21 protein-coding genes and 1 pseudogene are annotated in these 20,475 nt (G+C 68.2%); 7 read left to right on the forward strand and 15 right to left on the reverse strand.

The features are described 5' to 3' along the window. Positions 1-4: 4 nt before the first annotated feature. Positions 5-1,219, reverse strand: coding sequence for a glucose-1-phosphate adenylyltransferase (glgC, locus tag TX88_RS20755; RefSeq protein ID WP_044519796.1), 1,215 nt, complete (start codon positions 1,217-1,219; stop codon positions 5-7). Positions 1,220-1,319: 100 nt separating this feature from the next. Between glgC and glgA the strand changes: the two genes are divergently transcribed. Further along, positions 1,320-2,483 (forward strand): glycogen synthase, encoded by a 1,164-nt coding sequence (glgA, locus tag TX88_RS20760; protein ID WP_044519797.1) that lies wholly within the window; start codon positions 1,320-1,322, stop codon positions 2,481-2,483. Between the two features lie 20 nt (positions 2,484-2,503). On the opposite strand, the gene TX88_RS33430 is transcribed toward glgA, so the two are convergent. The 7 genes from TX88_RS33430 to TX88_RS20790 form a co-directional block, all read right to left on the reverse strand. After that, complete coding sequence (locus tag TX88_RS33430; RefSeq protein ID WP_011211259.1) at positions 2,504-2,671, reverse strand: DUF3117 domain-containing protein; 168 nt, start codon at positions 2,669-2,671, stop codon at positions 2,504-2,506. Positions 2,672-2,855: 184 nt separating this feature from the next. Further along, complete coding sequence (locus TX88_RS20765; protein WP_044519798.1) at positions 2,856-3,422, reverse strand: DNA-3-methyladenine glycosylase I; 567 nt, start codon at positions 3,420-3,422, stop codon at positions 2,856-2,858. Next, entirely contained in the window at positions 3,419-3,796 is a 378-nt protein-coding gene (locus TX88_RS20770) for a DivIVA domain-containing protein (protein ID WP_044519799.1), read from the reverse strand. The genes TX88_RS20765 and TX88_RS20770 overlap by 4 nt, the downstream gene beginning before the upstream one ends. Before the next feature lie 30 nt (positions 3,797-3,826). After that, positions 3,827-4,777, reverse strand: coding sequence for a glucosyl-3-phosphoglycerate synthase (locus tag TX88_RS20775; protein WP_044519800.1), 951 nt, complete (start codon positions 4,775-4,777; stop codon positions 3,827-3,829). Next, positions 4,774-5,598, reverse strand: a complete 825-nt coding sequence (gene folP, locus TX88_RS20780) for a dihydropteroate synthase (protein ID WP_044521471.1) — start codon at positions 5,596-5,598, stop codon at positions 4,774-4,776. Before folP ends, TX88_RS20775 begins: the two co-directional genes overlap by 4 nt. 118 nt (positions 5,599-5,716) lie before the next feature. After that, complete coding sequence (gene fadD6, locus TX88_RS20785) at positions 5,717-7,495, reverse strand: long-chain-acyl-CoA synthetase FadD6 (RefSeq protein ID WP_044519801.1); 1,779 nt, start codon at positions 7,493-7,495, stop codon at positions 5,717-5,719. A 92-nt stretch (positions 7,496-7,587) separates the two neighbouring features. After that, positions 7,588-8,148: a cytokinin riboside 5'-monophosphate phosphoribohydrolase gene (locus TX88_RS20790; protein WP_044521473.1), complete on the reverse strand. Its 561-nt coding sequence runs from the start codon at positions 8,146-8,148 to the stop codon at positions 7,588-7,590. 118 nt (positions 8,149-8,266) lie between these two features. Here TX88_RS20790 and TX88_RS20795 point away from each other — a divergent pair, with 118 nt between their 5' ends. The 4 genes from TX88_RS20795 (at position 8,267) to TX88_RS20810 (ending at position 12,372) form a co-directional block, all read left to right on the forward strand. Beyond that, a complete protein-coding gene (locus tag TX88_RS20795; protein WP_209447079.1) occupies positions 8,267-8,956 on the forward strand; it encodes a TetR/AcrR family transcriptional regulator in 690 nt (229 codons plus the stop codon). A 46-nt stretch (positions 8,957-9,002) separates the two neighbouring features. Continuing rightward, a complete protein-coding gene (locus tag TX88_RS20800; protein WP_044519802.1) occupies positions 9,003-9,392 on the forward strand; it encodes an anti-sigma factor antagonist in 390 nt (129 codons plus the stop codon). A gap of 10 nt (positions 9,393-9,402) precedes the next feature. Beyond that, positions 9,403-11,490 (forward strand): ATPase AAA, encoded by a 2,088-nt coding sequence (locus TX88_RS20805; protein WP_044519803.1) that lies wholly within the window; start codon positions 9,403-9,405, stop codon positions 11,488-11,490. Between the two features lie 75 nt (positions 11,491-11,565). After that, positions 11,566-12,372 carry a type VII secretion target gene (locus TX88_RS20810; RefSeq protein WP_044519804.1) on the forward strand — a complete coding sequence of 269 codons (807 nt, stop codon included), beginning with the start codon at positions 11,566-11,568 and terminating at the stop codon, positions 12,370-12,372. Here the strand turns inward: TX88_RS20810 and TX88_RS20815 are convergent. From TX88_RS20815 to dapE, 3 genes are all read right to left on the reverse strand, one after another. Then, positions 12,353-13,975, reverse strand: a complete 1,623-nt coding sequence (locus TX88_RS20815) for an ABC-F family ATP-binding cassette domain-containing protein (RefSeq protein WP_044519806.1) — start codon at positions 13,973-13,975, stop codon at positions 12,353-12,355. The two genes, TX88_RS20810 and TX88_RS20815, sit on opposite strands and share 20 nt — an antisense overlap. A 169-nt stretch (positions 13,976-14,144) precedes the next feature. Beyond that, complete coding sequence (locus TX88_RS20820; RefSeq protein WP_044519807.1) at positions 14,145-14,510, reverse strand: Hsp15 family ribosome-associated heat shock protein; 366 nt, start codon at positions 14,508-14,510, stop codon at positions 14,145-14,147. Next, on the reverse strand, positions 14,507-15,571 hold the full coding sequence (gene dapE / locus TX88_RS20825; protein ID WP_044519809.1) for a succinyl-diaminopimelate desuccinylase: 1,065 nt from the start codon (positions 15,569-15,571) through the stop codon (positions 14,507-14,509). The genes TX88_RS20820 and dapE overlap by 4 nt, the downstream gene beginning before the upstream one ends. Positions 15,572-15,605: 34 nt before the next feature. Between dapE and dapD the strand changes: the two genes are divergently transcribed. Next, positions 15,606-16,550, forward strand: coding sequence for a 2,3,4,5-tetrahydropyridine-2,6-dicarboxylate N-succinyltransferase (gene dapD, locus TX88_RS20830; RefSeq protein WP_044521479.1), 945 nt, complete (start codon positions 15,606-15,608; stop codon positions 16,548-16,550). Between the two features lie 9 nt (positions 16,551-16,559). Here the strand turns inward: dapD and TX88_RS20835 are convergent, their stop codons facing one another. From TX88_RS20835 to TX88_RS20845, 4 genes are all read right to left on the reverse strand, one after another. After that, complete coding sequence (locus tag TX88_RS20835; protein ID WP_044519810.1) at positions 16,560-17,816, reverse strand: glycoside hydrolase family 27 protein; 1,257 nt, start codon at positions 17,814-17,816, stop codon at positions 16,560-16,562. A 47-nt stretch (positions 17,817-17,863) separates the two neighbouring features. Then, positions 17,864-18,118: a hypothetical protein gene (locus tag TX88_RS33435; RefSeq protein ID WP_084622036.1), complete on the reverse strand. Its 255-nt coding sequence runs from the start codon at positions 18,116-18,118 to the stop codon at positions 17,864-17,866. Positions 18,119-18,184: 66 nt separating this feature from the next. Beyond that, positions 18,185-18,532 carry a VOC family protein gene (locus tag TX88_RS20840; protein ID WP_044519811.1) on the reverse strand — a complete coding sequence of 116 codons (348 nt, stop codon included), beginning with the start codon at positions 18,530-18,532 and terminating at the stop codon, positions 18,185-18,187. Continuing rightward, positions 18,523-19,929, reverse strand: coding sequence for an acyl-CoA synthetase (locus TX88_RS20845; protein WP_044519813.1), 1,407 nt, complete (start codon positions 19,927-19,929; stop codon positions 18,523-18,525). Before TX88_RS20845 ends, TX88_RS20840 begins: the two co-directional genes overlap by 10 nt. A 78-nt stretch (positions 19,930-20,007) precedes the next feature. Between TX88_RS20845 and TX88_RS35235 the strand changes: the two are divergent. After that, a pseudogene (locus tag TX88_RS35235) lies at positions 20,008-20,475 on the forward strand (DUF309 domain-containing protein); the annotation flags it as partial.

Consider the following 20,475-nt stretch of genomic DNA (forward strand, 5'->3'; position numbering starts at 1 on the left):
CGCGTCAGATCCACACGCCCTTGCCGACGGCGACGACGCCGCCCGCGCTGATCGCGAACCGCTCCCGGTCCTTGTCGAGGTCGACGCCGACCATCTCGCCCGGACCGACCACCACGTTCTTGTCCAGGATGGCGTGGCGTACCACCGCGCCCCTGCCGATCCGCACACCCGGCATCAGCACGCTGCCCTCCACGATGGCGCCGTCGTCGATCGCCACGTTGGAGGACAACACCGAATTGCGCACCGAGGCAGCCGAAATGATGCTGCCCGCACCGACCACCGACTCCTGCGCCGAACCGCCGTTGACGAATTTGGCCGGCGCCAGGTTCTCCGACTCTCCGCGGATCGGCCAGCGCTTGTTGTAGAGGTTGAACACCGGGTGCACCGACACCAGGTCCATGTGCGCGTCGTAGAACGCGTCCAGGGTTCCGACGTCGCGCCAATAGCCGTGGTCGCGTTCGGTGGCCCCGGGCACCTCGTTGTTGTTGAAGTCGTAGACCGCCGCCATTCCGTCGGACACCAGCCGGGGAATGATGTCGCCGCCCATGTCGTGGTCGGAGTGGTCGTCGTCGGCGTCGGCGCGGATCGCGTCGATCAGCACCTTGGTGGTGAAGATGTAGTTGCCCATCGACACGAAGGTCTGCTCGGGATCGTCGGGCGTACCCGGTGGATCCGCGGGCTTCTCGACGAATTCCCTGATGCGCCCGGAGTCGTCGGCGTCGATGCAGCCGAAGGCGCTGGCCTCGGCGCGCGGCACCCGGATCCCGGCCACGGTGGCCCCGGCCCCGCTGTCGATGTGGAACCGCAGCATCTGCTCGGGATCCATGCGGTACACGTGGTCGGCGCCGAAGATGATGATGTAGTCCGGATCTTCGTCGTAGATCAGGTTGAGCGACTGGTAGATCGCATCCGCCGACCCGGTGTACCAGCGCGGACCGAGCCGCTGCTGGGCCGGCACGGGGGTGATGTACTCACCGGCCAAACCCGAGAGCCGCCAGTTCTGCGATATGTGACGGTCCAGTGAATGCGACTTGTATTGCGTCAGAACGCAGATCCGTAGGTATCGGGCGTTCACCAGGTTCGACAACACGAAGTCGATCAGCCGGTAGGCACCGCCGAAGGGAACTGCCGGCTTGGCGCGATCGGCTGTCAACGGGTACAGCCGTTTGCCCTCTCCCCCGGCCAGAACGATGCCGAGCACATGTGGCAACTCCCTCATGGGTCCAAACCTATCTGCCAACCAGCAACGCGGCCAGCCAATGGCAACAGAAGTGTCCGGCGTGTAGCTGGACCCACCGCGACCTACTACCGTCTCGGATATGCGGGTGGCCATGATGACTCGGGAATATCCACCCGAGGTGTACGGCGGTGCCGGGGTGCACGTGACCGAACTCGTCGCGCAGTTGCGTCAGCTGTGCGATGTCGACGTCCATTGCATGGGGGCCCCGCGCGACGGGGCCTTCGTGGCGCAACCCGATCCCGCGCTGCGCGGCGCCAACGCGGCGTTGTCGACGCTGTCCGCGGACCTCAACATGGTCAACTCCGCGGCGGCGGCCACGGTGGTGCACTCGCACACCTGGTATGCCGGGATGGCCGGGCACCTGACGGGGCTGCTCTACGGCATCCCCCACGTGCTGACCGCGCACTCACTTGAGCCCCTGCGCCCGTGGAAGGCCGAGCAACTCGGCGGTGGCTACCGGGTGTCGTCATGGGTGGAGCGCACCGCGATCGAGGCCGCCGACGCGGTGATCGCGGTGAGCTCCGGTATGCGCGACGACGTGCTGCGGACCTATCCGGCGCTGGACCCTGGCCGGGTGCACGTGGTGCGCAACGGGATCGACACCGACGTCTGGTACCCGACTCCGCCTGCCGACACCGACTCGGTGCTCGCCGAGCTCGGGGTCGACCTGAGCCGCCCGATCGTGGCGTTCGTCGGGCGCATCACCCGCCAGAAGGGGGTGGCTCACCTGGTGGCCGCGGCCCACCGGTTCAGCCCCGAGGTGCAGTTGGTGTTGTGCGCGGGCGCCCCCGACACCCCCGAGATCGCCGCCGAGGTGTCCTCGGCGGTGGCCGAGCTGGCGCGGGCCCGCTCCGGGGTGTTCTGGGTACGCGAAATGCTGCCGATCAACAAGATTCGGGAAATACTCTCCGCTGCAACAGTTTTCGTGTGCCCGTCGGTGTACGAGCCGTTGGGTATCGTGAACCTGGAAGCGATGGCGTGTTCGACGGCGGTGGTCGCCTCCGACGTCGGCGGTATCCCTGAGGTCGTCGCCGACCACCAGACCGGACTGCTCGTGCACTACGACGCCACGGACCCGCGCTTCTTCGAGATGCGTCTGGCCGACGCGGTCAACTCACTGGTGGCCGAGCCGGAAACCGCCCGTAAGTACGGCGAGGCCGGACGCCAGCGGTGCATCGCGGAGTTCTCCTGGGCGCACATCGCAGAACAGACCCTGGAGATATACCGCAAGGTGTCCGCCTGAGCGGACACCTTGCAGGTCGATCAGCTGGTAACGGACTTGAGTTCGTCGCCCAGCGCAGCGGCCTCGTCGGGAGTCAGTTCGACAACGAGGCGCCCACCGCCTTCCAGCGGTACTCGCATAACGATTCCTCGCCCCTCTTTGGTTGCTTCCAGTGGACCGTCACCAGTCCGGGGCTTCATCGCCGCCATCGAGTGCTCCCTCCAACAGTGCCGGACCCGCGTCAGCGGGCCAGGTTGGGGCCGAAGCCGCCCACTCGTTGGCGGCACCCGGCATTGAACTGCTACTGAACTACCCCTATTGTTCCTTATCCGCGGCGGTGGTTGTGCAAAGACCCGTCGGATACCGACCGAAGGCATGTTTTACCGGTCACAATTACTGCGCAGGCACCCAGCAGGCCGCGATATGGTCGTCGACCATCCCGGTGGCCTGCATCAACGCATACGCCGTGGTGGGGCCGACGAACTTGAAGCCCCGGCGCTTGAGTTCCTTGGCCATGGCGGTCGATTCCGGGGTCACCGCAGGCACTTGGGCCAGGTCAGCGGGCCGCGGCCGGGCCGGCGGGGCGAACGACCACAGCAGCTCGGCCAAATCGACATCGAGCTCGGTGACCGCCCTGGCGTTGGCGATGGTCGCGAGGACCTTGGCCCGGTTGCGCACGATGCCGGTGTCGGCCATCAACCGCTCGACATCGTCGTCGGTGTACTTCGCCACCGTGTCGGCGTCGAACCCGTCGAACGCGGCGCGGAAATTCCCCCGCTTACGCAGGATGATCAACCAGCTCAGCCCGCTCTGAAAGGCCTCAAGGCTGATCCGCTCGAACAGCGCACCGGAATCCCGCAGCGGCCGGCCCCACTCCGAGTCGTGATAGTCACGGTAGAGCGTGGAATCCCCCGCGGCGTCCACGGCCCAGCCACACCGGATGCGGCCGTCCTCGGTCATGGCTCCTCCGGGGTGCGGACCTCGCCTGCGGTGGCCGACACCTCCTCGTCGTCGGAGTCCTCGTCGTCGAAATCGTCGGGCACACCGTAAGCCGCGCGTACCGCGGCAAGTTCCCCGCGGACCGCGTCCAGTTCACGGCCGAGCCGATCCAGGACCCAGTCCACCTCGCTGGTCTTGTAACCGCGGACGACCTGGGCGAACTTGAGCCCATCCACATCGGCACCGGTGACGCCCGAGGCGGGCAGCACCGTGGCGGTCGTGCCGCGTGGAAGCGGCGGCAGCGTCTCACCCCGGCCGAAGATGACGCTGCCCAGACCGAACAGCACCGTGGCCACCAGAACCAGCACCACCAGGTACAGCAGTATCAGTGTCACGCCCTCGATACTGCCTCACGCATGTGACACCTAGCGCGGGCGCAGGGTGACCATGGGCGGGCGGTCGGCAAGGGAGACCGACGACACCCGCGGGGTGAAGTCGTCACCGTCGGCGTAGAACTGCGTCAGCCCCACCCCCGAATCGGCGATCCCGCAGCGCGACAGCAGGGTCGCGATGACCTGCCTGCTCATCGAGGCCAGCTCGGTCAGCGGACGGTTGCGGTGCGCCCGTACGCCCAGGTTCACCTGCGCGATGGCGTCCAGGCCGAGCCGGTCGTAGGTGTCGACCAGCAGGCCGATCTCCACGCCGTAGCCGGGCGCGAACGGCACCGAGGTCAGCAGCTCGCGGGTGCCCGCGTATTCGCCGCCCAGCGGCTGCAGCACGCAGTTCAGCTCGGGGCGCAGCGAGGCCAGCAGTGGACGCGCCACCAGTTCGGTGACCCGGCCACCGCCGTTGGCGTCCTCGGCGCCGCTGACCTTGAGCGGTCGCCGGTAGAACCCCTTGACCAGGTGCACCCCGTCGGCGGTGAGCAGCGGGCCCAGAAGCTTGGGGACGAACATCGGGTCGGGGTCGATCAGGTCGGAGTCGACGAAGGCGATGATGTCGCCCGTGGTGGCGGCGAGAGAGCGCCACAGCACCTCGCCCTTGCCCGGCTGCGGCGCGACCTCGGGCAGCGCGACCTCGCGGCTGATCACCCGGGCCCCGGCGGCGACCGCACGGATCTCGGTGTCGTCGGTGGAACCCGAATCGAGCACGATCAGCTCGTCGACCAGCCCGCCCAGCAGCGGGGTGATGGTCTCCACGACGGAAGCGACGGTTTCTTCCTCGTTGAGGGCGGGCAGCACCACCGAGACCGTGCGGCCGGCCTTGGCGGCCTCCAGCTCGGCGATGGTCCAGCTCGGCCGGTTCCAGCTGTGGTCGGTCAGCCAGCGGTGTCCAACGACGCCGTCGGCAATGGACAGTTCAGGCAGTGCAGTCATGCCAGTCCCCTCACTGTTCGTGCGGGTGCCCGCACTCCCTGGATCGACGCGACCATCTCCAGCACGCGCCGTGTGGGTCCGACCTCGTGTACCCGGAACATCGCGGCACCATCCGCGGCGGCCAGTGCCGTCGCTGCCAGGGTGCCCTCCAGGCGTTCGGTCAGATCCACACCCAGAGTCTCCCCGACAAAATCCTTGTTGCTCAGCGCCATCAGGACTGGCCATCCGGTCTTAACAAGATCTTTTACGTGGCGCAACAAACTAAGACCGTGATGAGTGTTTTTACCGAAATCATGGGTTGGGTCGATCAGGATCCGGTCCCGCGGGACTCCCGTTGCTACCGCCCGCTCGGCCGCGGCGGTCACCTCGGCGATGACGTCGTCGACGACGCCGCGTTCGGTGATCCCGTAGTTCACCCGGAACGGCCGGGTGCGCGGCACCGCGCCGCCGGTGTGCGAGCACACCAGGCCTGCGCCGAATTCGGCGGCCACCTCCGGCAGTCCCGGATCCGCCCCCGCCCAGGTGTCGTTGATCAGGTCCGCCCCGGCCGCACAGGCCTGCTTGGCCACCGCCGCGCGCCAGGTGTCGACGCTGATCAGCTGGTCGGGATAGGTGCTGCGCAGCCATTCGATGAACGGCACGACGCGGGCGATCTCCTCGTCGGCGTCGACCATGCTGCCCGGGCCCGCCTTGACCCCGCCGACGTCGATCACGTCGGCGCCCTCGTCGATCACACGCTGCGCCGCGGCCTTGGCGGCGTCGTCGCTGAAGGTGGCCCCGCGGTCATAGAACGAGTCCGGCGTCCGGTTGACGATGGCCATGATCAGCGCACGGTCGCCCGCAACCGGGCGCCCGCAGAACTGGCCGTTGAACGTCGACAACACGCCTCCATAGTGCCTGGTGCCGTGCAAACTGCGGCCCGGCGGCTCCCGCGGCCTGCTACTTGGGCCGCTTACCGGCCGTCACTTCGTCCGGGTACTCCGGGTAGAAGGGCACGTAGCCGTCCTCGCGGCCCGCCAGCACGTACAGCGGATCCTTGATGTCGGACCCGTAGCCCTGCTTGCGCAGGTCGACCTTCTGGCTCTTGAACGTCGAGGTGTGGGCCAGTTCGGTGACGACGCGGACGAACAACGGCACGGCGTAGGACGGCAGATGCCCGTAGAACGCGGCGGCCAGCTCCTTGCCGTCGAATTCCTTGCCGTCCTTGAGCTGCACCGCGGCCATCCCGGCGCGGCCGCCGGCGCCGGGCACCTCGACGCCGAACACGGTGCACTCCTCGATCAGCGGATTGCTGGCGACGGCGGCCTCCACCTCGGTGGTGGCCACGTTCTCGCCCTTCCACCGGAAGGTGTCACCGAGCCGGTCCGCGAACGCGGCGTGGCCCAGCCCCTGGGAGCGCATCAGGTCGCCGGTGTTGAACCAGACGTCGCCTTCCTTGAAGGCGTTGCGCACCAGCTTCTTCTCGCTGGCGGCCTTGTCGGTGTAGCCGTCGAACGGCTGCAGCGCGTTGATCTTCGACAGCATCAGCCCCGGCTCGCCACGCTTGACCTTGCGCAGCCGGCCGTCGGCGCCGCGGGCGGGTTCTCCGCTGTCGGCGTCGTATTCGACGAAGGCGACCGGGCTCGGGCAGATGCCGGTGGACTTCGAGACGTTGAAGACGTTGACGAAGGCGGTGTTGCCCTCGCTGGCGGCATAGAACTCGCAGACGCGCGGGATGCCGAACCGCTGGGTGAACTCGTCCCAGATGGCCGGCCGCAGCCCGTTGCCGACGATCACTCGCACCTTGTGGGCGCGGTCGGTCGGCTTGGGCGGCTGGTTGAGCAGGTAGCCGCAGATCTCGCCGATGTAGACGAACGCGGTGGCGTCGTAGGCGATGACCTCGTCCCAGAACCGGGATGCCGAGAACGACTTGCCCAGGGCCAGCGCGGCACCCGAGTTCAGCGCCGATCCGACCGAGACGGTCAGGGCGTTGTTGTGATAGAGCGGCAAGCAGCAGTACAGGGTGTCGTCGCTGTGCAGCCGCAGCCCCAGACCGCCGAATCCGGCCAGGGCGCGCAGCCAGCGGTAGTGCGTCATGACGCTGGCCTTGGGCATGCCGGTGGTACCCGAGGTGAAGATGTAGAAGGCCTTGTCCTTGGCCAGGACGGCCGACGTGCTGGCCGGGTTGGTGGTCGGCGCGGTGGACGCCAGCCGGCGCAGCTCCTCGACCGTGATCAGGCCGTTGGGCTCGGCCCCGCATTCGGTGACGTGCTCGACCAGATCTGACTCGGCCACCACGGCCGCGGCCTTGAGCAGCCCGAAGCTGTGGGCCAGCACCTTGCCGCGCTGGTGGTAGTTGAGCATGCCCGCGACGGCACCGCACTTGACGATCGCGAGCATCAGCAGCACGGCGTCGGGCGAGTTGCGCAGCATCACCCCGACGACGTCACCGTGGCCGACGCCCTTGGCGGCGAGGACGGCCGCGTAGCGGTTGACCGTCTCGTTGGCCTCGCGATAGGTGATGCGCTCGTCGCCGAACTTGAGGAAAACCCGGTCGGCGTACTGGGCGGCCCGCTCCTGGAACACCTTGCCGATCGAGGTCTTGGCCGTCGGCCGAGCCATCATTCCGGTGAGCACGCCCCGTGCGATGACCGGCGCATCCATCAGCAGACCGGGTACCTGGCTGGCGAGGTCGAGTAGGCCGACGCTGCTCCTGGTGCCCGATTTCTGGTCGGTCATGCGGTCTCCCCCTGCGCGTTGTTATGGGTCTCGAGATGGCTCTCGTGTGGCCAACACCATAACCGCGCTGGTAACCGCCGTTACCGCCGGTTCTAGGTAAGCGTCGCGCACACGTCGAGCGCTGCGGCGACCTCGTCGACGACGATCAGCCGGTCGAGGGCCTGGCTACTCACATAGCCAGAGTCGACGAGTCCGCGCAACCAGTTCAACAATCCGTCGTAGTGGCCGAACGGATCGAGCAGCACCACGGGCTTGTCGTGCATCCCCAGGTAGCCCGCCGTCCAGGCCTCGAAGAACTCTTCCAGTGTGCCGATACCACCGGGCAGCGCGATGAATGCGTCGGAGCGGCCTTCCATCACCTTCTTGCGTTCGCGCATGGTGTCGGTGACCACCAGTTCTGCGGCGTCCACGTCGGCGAGTTCGCGGTGCACGAGCGCCTTGGGGATCACGCCGACCGTGCGGCCGTTGCACGAGCGTGCCGCACGCGCGACCGCGCCCATCGCCGAGACGTTGCCGCCGCCGGACACCAACGTCCATCCACGCTTGGCAATCGCCACCCCAACCTCGCTGGCCAAGGCCAGCAGCTCGGGGTGGGTGGGGCCAGAAGCGCAATAGACACACACCGCAAACTCGCGGTCAGTTTCACCGGACACGTACACACGGTAGAGGTTGCTGGTGAACCGCCGATGTCCGGTGGGCGATGTCCGTCGGGTGATGGACTCAGCCCCGCCGCGCAGGGGACACTGGACGGAACGCGGAGGGGCGAACCTGGTGACTGACGACGTCGATCAACCGGCACGGTTGAGCCGCGAGTTCATTCTGGACACCGCGATCGAGCTCATCGATCGCGACGGTCTGACGAAACTGACCATGCGGCGGCTGGGCACGGCCTGCGGTGTCGAGGCGATGGCGCTCTATCGCTATGTGCACAGCCGGGGCGACCTGCTGACCGGCGTCGTCAACCACATCGTTGACCGCCTCTACATCGATCAGCTCGCCGCGCGCCGGCAGGAGGACGGCTGGCAGGACTTCCTGCTCCGACTCGGTCACGGCGTGCGCCAGATCGCCATCGAGCATCCCGAGGTGTTCCCGCTGGTGGCGACCGAGGCGCCGGAAGCCCCCTGGGTGCGGCCGCCGCTGCGCAGCCTGCGTTGGATGGAGACGTTCCTGGAGACCCTGATCTCCTACGGGTTCAGCGACAACGCCGCCGTGGCGGCCTACCGGACGTACACCACGTTCCTGGTGGGCCAGCTGCTACTGGAGGTGTCCGCGCGCGGTGTCGCGCTCAGCCCTGACGAGGCCGTTCTCGACAGCGAGCCGCGACCCGACACCTCGCTGGCCGATTACCCGAACCTGCGACGGCTCCAACCGATGCTGGCCGAGGACCACAGCACCGACGAGTTCGAGGAAGCGTTGGAGGCCCTGCTCGACCGCATCGAAACCTGGCTGGAAGGTCCCTGACCAAAGTTCATGATCAATCGCGTTTACAACGTAAACTTCGACGGTTATGCTCGATTTCATCGTGGAATCGACCCAGCAGAATCGCGAGCTGCACTGGACAGCTCGCACCGCACCCGAAGGCCTCATCGTTCAGGTCTCCGGACAGGTCGATGCGCACAACGAATCCGTCTGGCAGCGCATGCTCAGCGAGTCGGCCGACGCCGTTCCTGAATCCTCCATACTCATCGTCGACGCCGGATCCCTGGAATTCATGAGCTGCGGGGCACTGGTCGCGCTGGCCAAACAGAGCGTCGACAGTCGCCAGCGCGGGGTCACGGTACGTCTGGTCATCCGTCAGCCGAGCATCCGGCGAATCATCGCCGAATGCGGCATGGACGACGCGGTGTCGGCGCATCCAGACCTCGATTCGGCGTTGAACGGGCACGGCCCCCCATAGGATTCGGTGGATGGCTGTCGACTGGGTGATCGCACCGCGTGACCGCGTACTCGACGGCCTGGAGGCCGGCCTGCACGAACGCTGCGGCGCAGCGTTACTCGGCCCGACAGGTGTCGGGAAGACGTCTGTGGCCCGCACCGCGGCCGAACATCTCGCGACCGATTTCCGGCGGGTCGTATGGATCACCGGCACCGAATCGGCCGCCGCGATTCCGTTCGCGGCGGTGGCGCACCTGATCGACATCCCCTCGGCGGGCAGGACCGCCGACGTCCTGCGGGCCGCACGTGAAGCACTCGGGTCCGAGCTGTTGCTGGTCGTCGACGACGCACATCTGCTGGACCGGTTGTCGGCCGCCCTGGTGTACCAACTCGCGGTGAGCGGCGCGGCCAAACTCATCGTCACCGCCGTCGCGGCACAGGCACCCGATGACGTCGCGGCGTTGTGGGTAGACGGCCTGGTGAATCGCGTCGAGATGTCCCCGGCGGGCCACGACGACGCCCGGCTGGCCGATCAGGTGGCCACTTTTCTGACCGAGCTGCCCGACGGTGCCGTTGCCGTGGTGCGGCAACTCGCGGTCCACGATCCGCTCCCACTCGCCGACCTGACGGCGTTGACCAGCGACGAGGCCGTCCAGGAGGCGCAACGATGCGGCGTCGTGCGCGTCGATGAAGCCGTCGCGCGGTGTGTGCATCCGCTGTTTCTCACCGCCATGCGAACCACGATCGGCGGGCCCGGCATGCGGCGGCTGCGCAGCGCCCTGGTCGAGCGGTTGTCCGCGGCGCCTCGCCCCGGCGTGGTGGACCGGCTGCGGGTGGCGGTGCTGGCACTCGACAGCGATGTCCTGCTGCCCGCGGACGAGCTCGTCGACGCGGCCGGTGAGGCGCTTCGCCTGGGCGACCTGGAATTGAGTGAGCGACTGGCCCGGGCCGCCTTGGCTTCTGGAGCCGGTTCCGGGTCGGAATTCACGGGGCTGCTCACCCTGGCATATGCGCTGGCCTGGCAGGGCCGCGGCCGTGAGGCTGATGCCGTCCTCGGGCAGATCGACCCGGCCGGCCTGCCCGAGGATCAGTTGATGGCGTGGGCACTGCCTCAGGCGGCCAACCAGTTCTGGATGCTGTCGGAACCCGAGCGCGCCACCGCATTCCTGCGGGCCACCCGCCGCCGGGTGTCGACGCCGGCGGCGCAGACCACGCTCGACGCGCTGGCGGCGACGTTCGCGATGAATGCCGGTGCGCCACAACGCGCACTGGGCCTCGCGCAGGAGGTCCTGGCCTCCCCCGCGGCCGATGACACGGCGCTCGGCTGGGCCGGGTCGACTGCGGCGCTGAGTTGTGCGCGGACCGGGCTTTTCGATCAGGTCGACGCGATGGCGCAGCGGGCGCTGGCGGCGGGGCATCCCGGCCTGCTGCGGTTCACCAGCGGATTCGGTCAGACCACGACGTTGTTGATGACCGGCCGGCTCGATCAGGCCCAGGACATGGCCCGCAGCATCACCGATTTCACCCAACTGCTGCAGCCCGGTCGCGCGATCGGCGAGGTGTTGACGGCCGACGTGCTGCTGGTCCGCGGTCAACACGAGGAGGCGATTGCGTTGTTGCGCAAGGCAACCGCTGCGCTCGCGCCGACCGGATACTCCTGGGGACCACTGGGCTGGATGCTGTTGGCGCAGGCCCTCGGTCAACGCGGTATGCCCGTCGAGGCCGGAAAAGCACTGTCCCGGGCGGAATCCCGGCACGGGCTCAAGTCGATGCTGTTCGCCCCGGAACTGGCGCTGGCGCGAGCCTGGACCTGCCAGGCCCGGAAGGATTCGGTGGGTGCGGTGACCGCGGCCCGCGAGGCCGCCAAGGCCGCTGAGCGCGGCTACCAATACGCGGTGATGCTGCGGGCGCTGCACGATGGCGTGCGGATGGGCGACACCCGCGCCGTCGATGCGCTGGTGAGGGTAGATCTGGATTGCGTGTTCGGTCAGCTGACGTTGGACCACGCCCGCGCGCTGGCGGCCGGGGATGGCGCGGCGTTGCGGGACGTGTCGGCCCGGTACGAAGCCGTCGGGATGTCGGCCGCTGCCCTCGACGCCGCCCGTCAGGCCTCCGGATGACCAACTTGCCGCTCAGCACCCACCCGCGCCGACAGTAGAATGCGCAGTTAGACCGCACGATCTCCAGGGGGCTCGATGAACCAGCTCGTCGCCAACACAAGTGCCATCACCGGCCTGCAAGGCATCGTCGACGGAGTCAGCGGTGACATCAGCAGCTTCAAGAATTCGTTCGCCGGCCCGTCGGATCTCGCGTCCAGCCACGGCGCGATCGGCTTTCCGATGCAGAACGCGTTCGACGGTGCCTCGTCCTCCCGCGATGGTGCCCTGGGCGCGACCCAGGTCGCCGCGGGCAAGATGGCCGAATTGCTCGGCAAGGCCTCGCAGGCATACGCACGCGGTGACACGGATGCCGCCGAGCGGCTCAAAGCCCAGGCCGATGCACTCGGCGGCGGAAGCTCCTCGGCGTCCGCGGGCGGCGGCGGCTCCCAAGCCGCTAGTTCGGGAGCCGCCAGTTCGGGAGCCGGCGGTGCAGGCCAGATGATGGGCCAGATGAGCCAGATGGCCGGGCAGATGGCGCAGTCGATCACCCAGCCGCTCCAAGGCCTGACCCAGGCCATGACGCAGGTGCCGCAGCAGGTCATGCAAGGCGTGCAGAGCATCGTCGAAAGCGCGACCCAGGCAGCGGGAGGCGGCGGCGAAGCCGCCTCGCTGGCGGCGGACGCCGGTGGCACCGGGGCCGAGGAGGCCGTCAAGGCAGCCGACCACCAAGGTCCCGGCGATGGCGAGCACGACGGCAGGGACGACCCGAAGGACGAAGCCGGGGCCGGTGCGGATCGGCACACCGAACAACTCGGCAACCGCGCGTCAGCCGGTGCGGCAGCTGAGGACGGCTTCGGACCGGTGCCAACCCAGGTCCACAACATCAACCCGCGGCGGATGTAGCGCTCAACTCTCCACTGTCCAGCCGCAGCCAACGGTCGATGCCGATGGCATCCAGGAACCGTTCGTCGTGGCTGACCACCACGAACGCCCCCCGGTAGGCGTTCAGCGCTGATTCCAGTTGGCCGACGCTGACAAGATCGAGGTTGTTCGTCGGCTCGTCCAGCAGCAGCAACTGAGGCGCAGGTTCGGCGTAGAGCACGCATGCCAGCGTCGCCCGCAACCGCTCCCCGCCCGACAGGGCAGCCACCGGAAGATGGATCCGGTCGCCGCGAAACAGGAACTGCGCCAACAGATGCATGCGCCGGGTGTGCGGCAGACTCGGCGCGGCCGCGGCCAGGCTCTCGGCCACCGTGCGGTCCTCGGCAAGCAGGTCCAGTCGCTGCGACAGCGAGGCGATGCGCCCGTCCACCCGTTGCACCGTCCCGGAGTCGGGTTCCAGCGAGCCGTCGATGATCCGCAGCAGGGTCGACTTGCCCGCCCCGTTGGGACCGGTCAGGGCGATACGCTCGGGACCTCGAATCGAGAGGTCGATCCCGTTGTCGGCGAACAGTTTCCGGCCACCACGGCTGATCTGAAGGCCTTCCCCGGTGAACACCGTCCGCCCGGCAGGCACCACCGTGTCGGGCAGGTCCAACGCAATCACCTTGTCGTCACGCAACGCTCGTTCGGCTTCGTCGAGCCGGGAGCGCGCGTCATCGACCCGCCGGGCGTGCACGTCGTCGGCGCGGGCCGCCGATTCCTGGGCATCGCGTTTCAGCTTGCCCGCCACGATCTTGGGCAGCCCGGCGTCCTTGACGTTGCGCGCGGCGTTCGACGACCGTCGCGCAGCCCGCTCACGTGCCTCCTGCATCTGTCGCTTCTCCCGCTTGAGCTGCTGTTCGGCGTTGCGGATGTTGCCCTCGGCCACAGTCTGCGCAGCCTCCACGGTCTCCTGATAGGCGGTGAAATTGCCTCCGTAGAAGATGATTTCGCCCCGGTACAGCTCGGCGATCTGATCCATCCGGTCCAGCAGTACCCGGTCATGACTGACCACCAGCAGGCACCCGGAATAGCTGTCGATCGCGTCGTACAGGCGGTTCCTGGCCCCGCTGTCCAGGTTGTTGGTGGGCTCGTCGAGCAGCAGCACGCTGGGCCGCTTCAGCAGTTGGGCCGCCAATCCCAGCGACACCACCTCGCCGCCGGACAACGTTCCCAACCGGCGGTCCAGGGCCAGGCCGTCGAGCCCGAGCCGGTCCAACTGGGCGCGGGAGCGTTCTTCGATGTCCCAGTCGTCGCCGATGGTGGCGAACACGTCTTCGCCGGCGTCACCGTCGGCCAGTGCCGCCAATGCGTCGAGCACCGGGGCCACCCCCAGTACCGCGGCGACGGTGAGATCGGCGGTGAACGGCAGGCTTTGGGGCAGATAGCCGACGGCGCCGTCGACCGTCACCGAGCCCGCCGAGGGTCGGTACTCCCCGGCGATCAGCTTGAGCAGCGTGCTCTTTCCGGCACCGTTGGGTGCGACGAGTCCGGTGCGCCCCGGTCCGACGGAGAACGACAGGTCCGAGAACAGCTCGACATCATCGGGCCAGGAGAATGACAAATGGGAACAGACAACAGACATGCTGGTACTCCAAGGTGATGCGGGCAGCAGGCACCGCATTGAGGGACAGGAACGAATCAACTCTCGGGATCACCCGGAGATGTCGTCTTCTCCCAGCATGTTTTCAGCCCACCTCGGTTGACAGCAGATGCGAAATCCATAGTACGCACGCCTGCAACCGATTTTCGGCTCAGAACGTTCCGCGCAGCCGATCCAGTTGTCGCCGTTCACGTTTCGTCGGCCGACCGGCTCCTCGGTCGCGCACCGGAACCGAAGCCACCATCTCCTTGGGCGGCGGTGGCGGACTGCGGTCGATCAGGCATTCCGAAGCCACCGATGCGCCCACGCGTTTGGCGATGGGCCGGATGACCTCCACGATCCGGTCACGTCCGTCGAGCCGGATCCGCACCTCGTCGCCGGGGCTGACGTGCTGCGCCGGTTTGGCGGGCACGTTGTTGACCTGGACGTGTCCGCCCCGGCAGGCGGCCGCCGCCGCGGACCGGGTCTTGGTGATGCGCACGGCCCAGATCCAGCTGTCGACGCGGACGGTGCTCATGTCAGATAGCGCCGCAACATGTCGGTGACCGCGGTGATCTGGGCGACCTCGACCCGCTCGTCGACCTTGTGGGCGAGGTTGGGATCGCCCGGCCCGTAGTTGACGGCGGGGATCCCCAGCGCGGCGAACCGGGATACATCCGTCCAGCCGTACTTGGCGCGGACCTGTCCCCCGGCCGCGGCGACCAGGGCGGCGGCCGCGGGTTTGGCCAGCCCCGGCAGTGCGCCGGCGGCGGCATCGGTCAGTTCGATGTCGACGTCGAGACCGTCGAACACCTCGTGCACGTGGGCGACGGCCGCCTCGACACTGCGGTCGGGGGCGAACCGGAAGTTGACGGTCACCGACGCGGCGTCGGGGATGACGTTGCCGGCGATGCCACCGTCGATGCGTACCGCCGAAAGCCCTTCCCGGTATACGCAGCCGTCGATGTCGACGCTGCGGGGCTGATAGGCCGTGAGCCGGTCGAGCACCGCGCCGAGTTTGTGAATGGCGTTGTCGCCCAGCCAGGAACGCGCGGAATGCGCGCGGGTGCCGGTGGCGCCGACGACGACGCGGATAGTGCCCTGGCAGCCTGCCTCTATGAATCCGCCGGAGGGTTCGCCGAGGATCGCGACGTCGGCCTGCAGCCAGTCCGGGAGTTCGCGTTCGATACGGCCCAGCCCATTGGCGCTGGACTCGATCTCCTCGCAGTCGTACATCACCAGGGTGATGTCGTGGCTCGGCTCGGCAATGGTGGCCGCCAGATGCAGGAACACCGCGTCACCCGACTTCATGTCCGAGGTGCCGCAGCCCCACATCTCGCCGTTCTTGATGTGGCTGGGCAGGTTGTCGGCAGCGGGCACGGTGTCGGTGTGCCCGGCCAGCAGTACTCGCGACGGGCGGCCCAGATCGGTACGGGCCAGGACTGCGTCGCCGTTGCGGATTACTTCGAACCACGGTGCCTGTGTCCGGAGCGCGGCCTCGATCTCGTCGGCGATGCGCTGCTCGTGACGCGACTCGCTGGGGATGTCCACCAGCGCGGCGGTCAGGGCGATCGGATCAGCACGCAGGTCTAGCCCCATGGTCTCCGAGGCTAGTCCAGTAACCTTGGCCAACGTGACTGCAGCATCTGGCGTCGGCCTGGCCACCATCACCGCCGACGGGACCGTCCTGGACACCTGGTTTCCCGCCCCCGAGCTGAGCGCCTCCGGCGAAGCCGGCACGGTGAAGCTCACCGGCGATGACATCCCCGCCGAGTTCGCGGGTCTGACCGGCCCCGATGCCGACCGCGGTGTCGAGGTGGTGGCGGTGCGCACCACGATCACCGACCTCGCAGACAAGCCCGCCGACGCGCATGACGCCTACCTGCGGCTGCACCTGCTCTCGCACCGGCTCGTGGCCCCGCACGGCGCCAACATGGACGGCATCTTCGGAGCGCTGGCCAACGTGGTGTGGACGAATTTCGGGCCGTGCGCGGTCGAGGGCTTCGAGACGGTGCGCGGCAAGCTGCGTCGCCGCGGAGCCGTCGCGGTCTACGGCGTCGACAAGTTCCCCCGCATGGTCGACTACGTGCTGCCGTCCGGAGTGCGGATCGCCGACGCCGACCGCGTCCGCCTGGGCGCACACCTGGCCGCCGGCACGACGGTCATGCACGAAGGCTTCGTGAACTTCAATGCCGGCACCCTGGGCACCTCGATGGTGGAAGGCCGGATCTCGGCCGGTGTCGTGGTGGACGACGGCTCCGACATCGGTGGCGGCGCGTCGATCATGGGCACGCTGTCCGGTGGCGGCAAAGAGGTGATCTCGGTGGGTAAGCGCTGCCTGCTGGGCGCCAACGCGGGCCTCGGCATCTCGCTCGGCGACGACTGCGTGATCGAGGCCGGGCTGTATGTCACCGGGGGCACCAAGGTGACCACCGCCGACGGGCAGACCACCAAGGCCGTCGAGCTGTCCGGCGCCAACAACCTGCTGTTCCGCCGCAACTCGCTCTCCGGTGCGGTCGAGGTCGTCAAGCGTGACGGCACCGGCATCACGCTCAACGAGGCGCTGCACGCCAACTAGGACCGTTTCCTAGTTCGCGCCGCAGTCCGGCGTCACCCGCAGCATCACCACACCGTGACCGGGCACCTGCCGTTCGATGGTGCCGGTCGCGGTGGTTTCGGTGTGCTGCCACAGATCGCGCACGGTCGCGCAGTTGTCGTCGGCCAATCCGATGGCGTCCAGGTCGGTGCGGATGGGCTGCGGCCCGTCGGACTGATTGAACAGGGCCAGCGCCACCGCGCCGTCGGTCAACCTTTTGACCACCACCCGCGGATCATCGCTGAGCGGCTGCCCCTGCACCATCAACGGATCCTGGTCGACGGCGATCACGTCCCGGTTGGTCAGGATGCCTCTCGTCTCGTCCGTCATGGCGCGAATATCGTTGCCGGCCAACAGAGGTGCCGCCAGCATCGCCCACAGTGAGAAGTGGGCGCGCTGCTCCGTTTCGGTCAGATCAGGCCGCGGCGCACCCAACGCCATGGTCGGATGCCCGACGACGAACTGGTTCCAGCCGACCCCGACCACCAGCATGTCGGGGTCGTTGACGTGGGTCGGTTTGCTGTGCGGCGCAAGCGGACCCGATTGACCGAACGCCTGACTCACCCCGGCCAGACCCTCCCGCCACAAGGCGGCATCGCCCCATGCGGGAACCAGGTCGACGGCGTCGCGGGTGATGTCGGCGATGTGCGACCAGTCGTAAGCCAGGCCGGCTCCCGGGTCGCCGGAGCTGTTCGGGTTGATGCTGTAGACGATGTGACGACCGCTGGCACGCAACGCATCTCGCATCGCGGTGAAGTACTGGACCTGCTCGTCGTGGCCGGCCTCCATCCGGCACCAGTCGTACTTGAGGTAGTCGACGCCCCAGTCGGCGAACGTCTTGGCATCGGCCTGCTCGTGCCCCGCAGCACCGATCCGGGGATCCTGCCCGCAGCCCTGGTTGAAGGGGCTGTGGTAGATCCCGAGCAGCAAGCTGCGGTCATGCGCGTATTGGGCCAACGCGGCGATGCCGTGCGGGAAGCGGTCCGGGTCGGCCTGCAGCGAGCCGTCGGCGCCCCGGGTCGGCGCCGCCCAACCGGCGTCCAGGTTGACGTAGCGGTATCCGGCATCGCGCATGCCCGAGGAGACCATCGCGTCGATGGTCTCGCGCACGCTCTGCTCGGTCAGCGTGATGCCGGAGTTCCAGGAGTTCCAGCCCAGTGGCGGCACCTGCGGCTGCGACGGCGGGGCCGGCGCACTGCACGCGGCCAGCACGGCGACGCAAGCCACCAGGCGACCGAGTCCGCGCATGCGGTCATGGTGGCATCGTTGCCTGGCAACTCACTTTGACGCTCAACTCAGGTGCAAGGAATCCCGTGCGGGCCACCCACCCAGTGACCTGGTGGAGACTGCCACGGGCACCACTTCTTGATCTGTCCGGGCGGGCCCATGTTGACCCCCGGATTCCAGTCAACCCACCCGGGCCCCGGAATCCACGGGATGTTGGGACCCCATCCGGGGTCAGCTTGTGCCGAACCCGCACCCAATCCGAGGGAGCCAAGGCCGAGCGCACCGGCGATCATCGCCGTTCCAGCGGCTTTCTTGAGATTCATACGTGCCTCCAAACCGAGGCAGGGCGCTGACGTGCGATAAACGCCCCGTCAGTAACCAACGTACCCCTACTCGGCGGCGAGCACGCAGAACTCGTTGCCCTCCGGGTCGGCCAGCACCACCCATGTCTCCTCGCCTTGGCCGATGTCGACGTGACGGGCGCCGAGGCCGATCAAGCGGTCCACCTCGACCTGCTGATCCTCCGGCGTGAAGTCCGGATGCAGACGGTTCTTGACCACCTTGTCCTCCGGCACGGCGGTGAACAACCAGGTCGGGCCTGCACCCGGTGGTGGGGTGAGTATCACGTCGCCGTCGGCATCCGTGTGCACGGGCCAGCCGAGCGCTTCCGACCACCAGGCCCCCAACGCTTCGGGGTCATGTGCGTCGATGCAGATCTCGGAGAACCTCAACCCCATTGCGCCAGTTCCTTTTTCATCACCTTGCCCATGGCGTTTCGGGGCAGGCTGTCTACCAGCCGCACTTCGCGAGGCCGTTTGTGCGCTGAAAGTTGTTGGGCGACAAAGTCGATCAGCGTGTCGGGCGCAGCGGTGCCGACGACGAACGCGACGATGCGCTGCCCGAGATCGTCGTCGGGAACACCGACGACCGCCACCTCGTCGACGCCGTCATGGCCTAACAGCACTGTCTCGATCTCACCGGCGCCGATGCGGTAGCCGCCCGACTTGATCAGGTCCACCGACTCCCGCCCGACGATGCGGTGCATGCCGTCGGCGTCGATGACCGCGACATCGCCGGTGCGGTACCAGCCGTCGGGATCGAACGCGTCGGTGGTGGCCTCCGGCCGGTTGAGGTAGCCGCCGAACACCATGGGGCCCTTGATCTGCAGCTGCCCGATGGTCTCACCGTCGTGCGGCACCGGTGCGCCGTCGTCGTCGACGAGCCGGGTCTGCACCCCGTCCACGGGCAGCCCGACCCAGCCCGGCCTGCGCTCACCGTCGACCCGGGTGCTCAGCGTGATCAGCGATTCGGTGCTGCCGTAGCGCTCGACGGGTGCATGTCCGGTGAGCCGCACCAACTCGTCGAACACCGGCACCGGCAGCGGCGCGCTGCCGGAGACCAGCAGCCGGGCCGTGGCCAGGGCCAGCGCCGAGTCGAGATCCTTGACCACCCGCGACCACACCGTGGGCACCCCGAAGTACAGCGTGCCCTGGGCCTGCGCGTACGCGGCCGGTGTCGGTTTCCCGGTGTGCACGAAGCGGTTTCCGATCCGCAGCGAGCCGAGCAGGCCCAGCACCAGGCCGTGCACGTGGAACAGCGGCAGCCCGTGCACCAGGGTGTCGGCAGCGGTCCACTCCCACGCCGCCGCCAGGGCGTCGATGTCGTCGGCAATGGCCTGGCGGCTGATCGGCACGCCCTTGGGCGCTCCGGTGGTCCCGGACGTGTACATGATGATCGCGGTCGAACTCGGCGCCGGCTCGGGATAGCGGTGCCAGGACCGGGCATGCAGCCGCACCGGGATGTGTGGCAGCCCCTCGGTCTCCTCGGGCCGCTCCCCCAGCCAGGCCTGGGCGCCGGAGTCGGCGAGGATGTGCCGACGTTCTGCCGCGCCGACGTCGGCGGGTACCGGGACCACCGGCACACCTGCGATCAGGCAGCCGATGATGGCGAGGACCGTCGTCGGGGTCGGGGTCGCCAGGACGGCGATACGTTGCGCGACAGCCACCCGCTCGGCCACCGAGGTGGCGGCGCCGACGAGATCACTGCGGCTCAGCACGGCACCGTCGATGGAAACGGCATCGTCGAGCTCGGCGCCGGCGGCGACGGCCGCGGGGTTCAGGGAGGCCAGCAACACTCTTGTGAGGCTACCGGCGTGCCGTCCGGCGATCCCACCCACTCGACAGGACGCGGAGTTGGCGACAGGCTGGTGCCCATGGGCACAGCTGCGCGCGACCGCGACGACTCAGGCCGGCCCCGCAGCACTCGCCCGCGTGACGCACTCGGCCGGCCGTTGCCCTACGGCAGTGAGGGCGTCGCCCGGATTCCTGACGACCTGGAGCTCTCACCGGCCGAAACTCTCGCCTACGCCCAGGATCTGCTCGACGACGGCCAGGCGTTCAGCGCCCACGAAGTACTCGAGGCGGCGTGGAAGAACGGCCCGGAGCATGAACGTGCGCTCTGGCAGGGACTGGCACAGCTGGCCGTGGGCATCACCCATGTCCAGCGCGGCAACCGGACCGGTGCCGCCACCTTGTTGAGACGAGCGTCGGCACGGCTGTCGCTGGTCGACCGACCGGCGCCCTACGACATCGACGTGGCCCACCTGGTCGAGTTCGCCGCCACGCTCGCCGATGAGATCGACGAGGGAGACGTCGACGCGGAGCGCCTGCACATCCGCCTG

Origin of the sequence: Mycolicibacterium septicum DSM 44393 (assembly GCF_000455325.1) — a bacterium.
GTDB lineage: Bacteria > Actinomycetota > Actinomycetes > Mycobacteriales > Mycobacteriaceae > Mycobacterium > Mycobacterium septicum.

Bases quoted from the DNA above. Each gene is read 5' to 3' on its own strand.
- dapE (WP_044519809.1), bottom strand. From the start codon at position 15,571: ATGGGGCTAGACCTGCGTGCTGATCCGATCGCCCTGACCGCCGCGCTG.
- TX88_RS33430 (WP_011211259.1), bottom strand. From the start codon at position 2,671: ATGGCGGCGATGAAGCCCCGGACTGGTGACGGTCCACTGGAAGCAACC.
- TX88_RS20820 (WP_044519807.1), bottom strand. From the start codon at position 14,510: ATGAGCACCGTCCGCGTCGACAGCTGGATCTGGGCCGTGCGCATCACC.
- TX88_RS20805 (WP_044519803.1), top strand. From the start codon at position 9,403: ATGGCTGTCGACTGGGTGATCGCACCGCGTGACCGCGTACTCGACGGC.
- folP (WP_044521471.1), bottom strand. From the start codon at position 5,598: ATGGCCATCGTCAACCGGACGCCGGACTCGTTCTATGACCGCGGGGCC.
- TX88_RS20775 (WP_044519800.1), bottom strand. From the start codon at position 4,777: ATGACTGCACTGCCTGAACTGTCCATTGCCGACGGCGTCGTTGGACAC.
- TX88_RS20810 (WP_044519804.1), top strand. From the start codon at position 11,566: ATGAACCAGCTCGTCGCCAACACAAGTGCCATCACCGGCCTGCAAGGC.
- glgA (WP_044519797.1), top strand. From the start codon at position 1,320: ATGCGGGTGGCCATGATGACTCGGGAATATCCACCCGAGGTGTACGGC.
- TX88_RS20815 (WP_044519806.1), bottom strand. From the start codon at position 13,975: ATGTCTGTTGTCTGTTCCCATTTGTCATTCTCCTGGCCCGATGATGTC.
- TX88_RS20800 (WP_044519802.1), top strand. From the start codon at position 9,003: ATGCTCGATTTCATCGTGGAATCGACCCAGCAGAATCGCGAGCTGCAC.
- TX88_RS33435 (WP_084622036.1), bottom strand. From the start codon at position 18,118: ATGAATCTCAAGAAAGCCGCTGGAACGGCGATGATCGCCGGTGCGCTC.
- glgC (WP_044519796.1), bottom strand. From the start codon at position 1,219: ATGAGGGAGTTGCCACATGTGCTCGGCATCGTTCTGGCCGGGGGAGAG.
- TX88_RS20765 (WP_044519798.1), bottom strand. From the start codon at position 3,422: ATGACCGAGGACGGCCGCATCCGGTGTGGCTGGGCCGTGGACGCCGCG.
- TX88_RS20835 (WP_044519810.1), bottom strand. From the start codon at position 17,816: ATGCGCGGACTCGGTCGCCTGGTGGCTTGCGTCGCCGTGCTGGCCGCG.
- TX88_RS20840 (WP_044519811.1), bottom strand. From the start codon at position 18,532: ATGGGGTTGAGGTTCTCCGAGATCTGCATCGACGCACATGACCCCGAA.
- fadD6 (WP_044519801.1), bottom strand. From the start codon at position 7,495: ATGACCGACCAGAAATCGGGCACCAGGAGCAGCGTCGGCCTACTCGAC.